General features: G+C 55.3%; 1 protein-coding gene, 3 tRNA genes and 3 rRNA genes. 6 read left to right on the forward strand and 1 reads right to left on the reverse strand.

Annotation, left to right across the window (positions count from 1 at the left end):
* The 6 genes from WMK75_RS18525 to WMK75_RS18550 all read left to right on the forward strand — a co-directional run.
* Nucleotides 1-66 (forward strand): 16S ribosomal RNA (locus WMK75_RS18525); the annotation flags it as partial.
* A gap of 170 nt (nt 67-236) precedes the next feature.
* Nucleotides 237-313: transfer RNA gene (locus tag WMK75_RS18530), tRNA-Ile, on the forward strand.
* Nucleotides 314-338: 25 nt separating this feature from the next.
* Nucleotides 339-414 (forward strand) — tRNA-Ala (locus WMK75_RS18535).
* A 338-nt stretch (nt 415-752) separates the two neighbouring features.
* Nucleotides 753-3585: ribosomal RNA gene (locus WMK75_RS18540) — 23S ribosomal RNA — on the forward strand.
* A 91-nt stretch (nt 3586-3676) separates the two neighbouring features.
* Nucleotides 3677-3791 (forward strand): 5S ribosomal RNA (gene rrf, locus WMK75_RS18545).
* A gap of 66 nt (nt 3792-3857) precedes the next feature.
* Nucleotides 3858-3934, forward strand: a tRNA-Met gene (locus WMK75_RS18550).
* An 80-nt stretch (nt 3935-4014) separates the two neighbouring features.
* On the opposite strand, the gene WMK75_RS18555 is transcribed toward WMK75_RS18550, so the two are convergent.
* Nucleotides 4015-4262: hypothetical protein (locus WMK75_RS18555; protein ID WP_347269059.1), on the reverse strand; the 248-nt coding region annotated here is incomplete at its 5' end.

Here is a 4262-nt window from a genome sequence, read left to right on the forward strand (position 1 = left end):
TCAGCGACTGGGGTGAAGTCGTAACAAGGTAGCCGTAGGGGAACCTGCGGCTGGATCACCTCCTTTCTAAGGAAGATGCTGGCAGATCGGCTTGCCTTTCTCGTGCATCGACTTGGCAGACATCCGAGATCAGGATGTCACATTCGACGGTCGGACCGTCCTCATATCCCTTCAGCAAGACAAGCCAGGCCCGCCCCGTGACCCTGTGATTGGCACAGGTGGTCCGGTTCGTGAATGGGTCGGTAGCTCAGGTGGTTAGAGCGCACGCCTGATAAGCGTGAGGTCGGAGGTTCAAGTCCTCCTCGACCCACCATCACCTGTGCCCTGGCATCGGGGTCGGGGCCTTAGCTCAGTTGGTAGAGCGCCTGCTTTGCAAGCAGGATGTCATCGGTTCGAATCCGTTAGGCTCCACCAGACTCCCCGACATGATCAGAAAGCAGATGCTGCTTTCTCGTCCTGTCGGACGCGCGTGCACGGCACGCATTTACATCGTTCAGAGAGATAATCGGCGTTATTGGCCGTGCCCGAGTGTGGGCGCGGTGGTTCGCAAGAGCCAACAATGACGTTGTCCAAGTCAAGTACACTAACCAAACATCCGTTTCCTGCATGGGACGCGGATGGAAGTCCTTTCCGCATGGAAAGGGCGGGAATGTACATGCTTTTGACCGGAAGCGACCCCCGCGCAATGCAAAAGGACGCGGGAACGGACGGCCTTCGTCGTGATGACGGCAGGTCTTTCTTCTTCCGGATCAAATCAAGCGCGATAAGGGCGTTTGGTGGATGCCTTGGCAGCAAGAGGCGATGAAGGACGTGATACTCTGCGATAAGCCATGGGGAGCTGAGAATGAGCTTTGATCCATGGATCTCCGAATGGGGAAACCCACCTGAATGCTTGCTGTTGTTACCGATCGGTAATCAACAGCCGGCATGACCAGGTATCTTTGACCTGAACACATAGGGTTTAAGAAGCGAACCCGGGGAACTGAAACATCTAAGTACCCGGAGGAAAGGAAATCAACAGATACTCCCCCAGTAGTGGCGAGCGAACGGGGACCAGCCGAGCCGTGAGAATGACCAGAATGTGCTGGAAAGCACAGCCAGAGCGGGTGACAGCCCCGTATGGGAAGTTCGATCGGACGTATCAAGTAGGGCGGGACACGTGAAATCCTGTCTGAAGATCGGGGGACCACCCTCGAAGGCTAAGTACTCCTTGCTGACCGATAGCGAACCAGTACCGTGAGGGAAAGGTGAAAAGCACCCCGACGAGGGGAGTGAAACAGTTTCTGAAACCGGACGCCTACAAGCAGTCGGAGGGGCCTTGAGCCCTGACGGCGTACCTTTTGTATAATGGGTCAACGACTTGGTCTGTCTGGCAAGCTTAAGCCGTTAGGTGTAGGCGCAGCGAAAGCGAGTCTTAAATGGGCGCTTTAGTCAGACGGATCAGACCCGAAACCAGATGATCTAGCCATGTGCAGGCTGAAGGTTGGGTAACACCAACTGGAGGGCCGAACCGACACCCGTTGAAAAGGGTCCGGATGACGTGTGGCTAGGGGTGAAAGGCCAATCAAATCTGGAGATAGCTGGTTCTCCGCGAAAGCTATTTAGGTAGCGCCTCGGACGAATGCCCACGGGGGTAGAGCACTGCATGGATGATGGGGGCCCACAGCCTTACTGAGTCTAAGCAAACTCCGAATACCGTGGAGCACTATCCGGGAGACACACGGCGGGTGCTAACGTCCGTCGTGGAGAGGGAAACAACCCTGACCAACAGCTAAGGCCCCCAATTCGTGGCTAAGTGGGAAAGCATGTGAGACTTCCAAAACAACCAGGAGGTTGGCTTAGAAGCAGCCATCCTTTAAAGATAGCGTAACAGCTCACTGGTCTAATCAAGAGGTCTTGCGGCGAAGATGTAACGGGGCTCAAGCCACGAGCCGAAGCTTTGGGTGCACCTTAGGGTGCGCGGTAGCGGAGCGTTCTGTGATATGGAACGCTGCCTCTTTTGATCCTCACGGATCAACGGAGGCAATGTTCTGACTGTGAAGCCGGGCTGTAAGGCATCCGGTGGAGTGATCAGAAGTGAGAATGTTGACATGAGTAGCGACAAACAGGGTGAGAGACCCTGTCGCCGAAAGTCCAAGGGTTCCTGCTTAAAGCTAATCTGAGCAGGGTAAGCCGGCCCCTAAGGCGAGGCCGAAAGGCGTAGTCGATGGGAACCAGGTTAATATTCCTGGGCCAGGAGGACGTGACGGATCCTTGAGGTTGTTCACACTTATCGGATTGTGTGGGCAGCTGCGGGGTCCCTGGAAATAGCCCTCCATGAGACCGTACCCGAAACCGACACAGGTGGACTGGTAGAGAATACCAAGGCGCTTGAGAGAACCATGTTTAAGGAACTCGGCAAAATGCCTCCGTAAGTTCGCGAGAAGGAGGCCCGGTTATTGCGCAAGCAGTGGCCGGGGGCACAGACCAGGGGGTGGCGACTGTTTACTTAAAACACAGGACTCTGCGAAGTCGCAAGACGACGTATAGGGTCTGACGCCTGCCCGGTGCCGGAAGGTTAAAAGGAGATGTGCAAGCATTGAATTGAAGCCCCGGTAAACGGCGGCCGTAACTATAACGGTCCTAAGGTAGCGAAATTCCTTGTCGGGTAAGTTCCGACCTGCACGAATGGCGTAACGACTTCCCCGCTGTCTCAAATGTGGACTCAGCGAAATTGAATTGTCTGTGAAGATGCAGACTTCCCGCGGTTAGACGGAAAGACCCCATGCACCTTTACTATAGCTTCGCACTGGCATCAGGATTGTGATGTGCAGGATAGGTGGTAGGCATTGAAACCGGGACGCCAGTTCCGGCGGAGCCATCCTTGAGATACCACCCTTCGCACTCTTGATGTCTAACCGCGGTCCGTCATCCGGATCCGGGACCCTGCGTGGTGGGTAGTTTGACTGGGGCGGTCGCCTCCCAAATCGTAACGGAGGCGCGCGAAGGTTGGCTCAGACCGGTCGGAAATCGGTCGTCGAGTGCAATGGCAGAAGCCAGCCTGACTGCAAGACTGACAAGTCGAGCAGAGACGAAAGTCGGCCATAGTGATCCGGTGGTCCCGAGTGGAAGGGCCATCGCTCAACGGATAAAAGGTACGCTGGGGATAACAGGCTGATGATGCCCAAGAGTCCATATCGACGGCATCGTTTGGCACCTCGATGTCGGCTCATCTCATCCTGGGGCTGGAGCAGGTCCCAAGGGTATGGCTGTTCGCCATTTAAAGAGGTACGTGAGCTGGGTTTAGAACGTCGTGAGACAGTTCGGTCCCTATCTGCCGTGGGTGTAGGATACTTGAGAGGAGTTGCCCCTAGTACGAGAGGACCGGGGTGAACGTTCCACTGGTGGACCTGTTGTCGTGCCAACGGCAGTGCAGGGTAGCCATGAACGGACAGGATAAACGCTGAAGGCATCTAAGCGTGAAGCCCCCCTCAAAACAAGGTATCCCTTGAGAGCCGTGGAAGACCACCACGTCGATAGGCCGGAGATGTAAGCGCAGCAATGCGTTCAGTTGACCGGTACTAATGGCTCGATTGGCTTGATTTGATCCGGAAGAAGACAGACCTTCTTCCAAAAGCATCCTTGGACAACCCATCCTGCAAACCGCAGGGTAACGCCGATCTCGCTTCTTTTCTGGTCTGGTGGCTTTAGCACGAGCAAAACACCCGATCCCATCCCGAACTCGGCCGTTAAGTGCCGTCGCGCCAATGGTACTGCGTCTCAAGACGTGGGAGAGTAGGTCACCGCCAGACCTGAAAAGAAGCGAAGATCTCTCGAACGAAAAAACCCGCAACGATAACATCACCGCGGGAAAGCGTCGCGGGGTAGAGCAGCCCGGTAGCTCGTCAGGCTCATAACCTGAAGGCCGCAGGTTCAAATCCTGCCCCCGCAACCAGAATATCAAAACATATCAGTAAGTTGGAACCCGACGTAAACCGTCGGGTTTTTGCTTTTGGAATTCTTGTCAACACCTGGTCAACGTTTTGCGAGGCCCCCATCGGGGCTATGGCTGAAAATGGGTGATGGGGCCTGAGAAGGCGGCGTATCGTGGCGGGTGTCGAAGCCTGCCAGAACCTCCCGAAGGAGCGATACGCCATGAACGACGATACCACGATCACCCCGCTTCACCAGCCTGGTTTGATCCTTGACCCCCGAAGTTCGACAGTTCCGCGGGCATTTTGAGCCTGCTTGAGTATCCAGCATATGCAAAATCAAGGCATTAC

The organism is Paracoccus sp. (in: a-proteobacteria) (assembly GCF_039808215.1).
Taxonomy (GTDB): domain Bacteria; phylum Pseudomonadota; class Alphaproteobacteria; order Rhodobacterales; family Rhodobacteraceae; genus Paracoccus.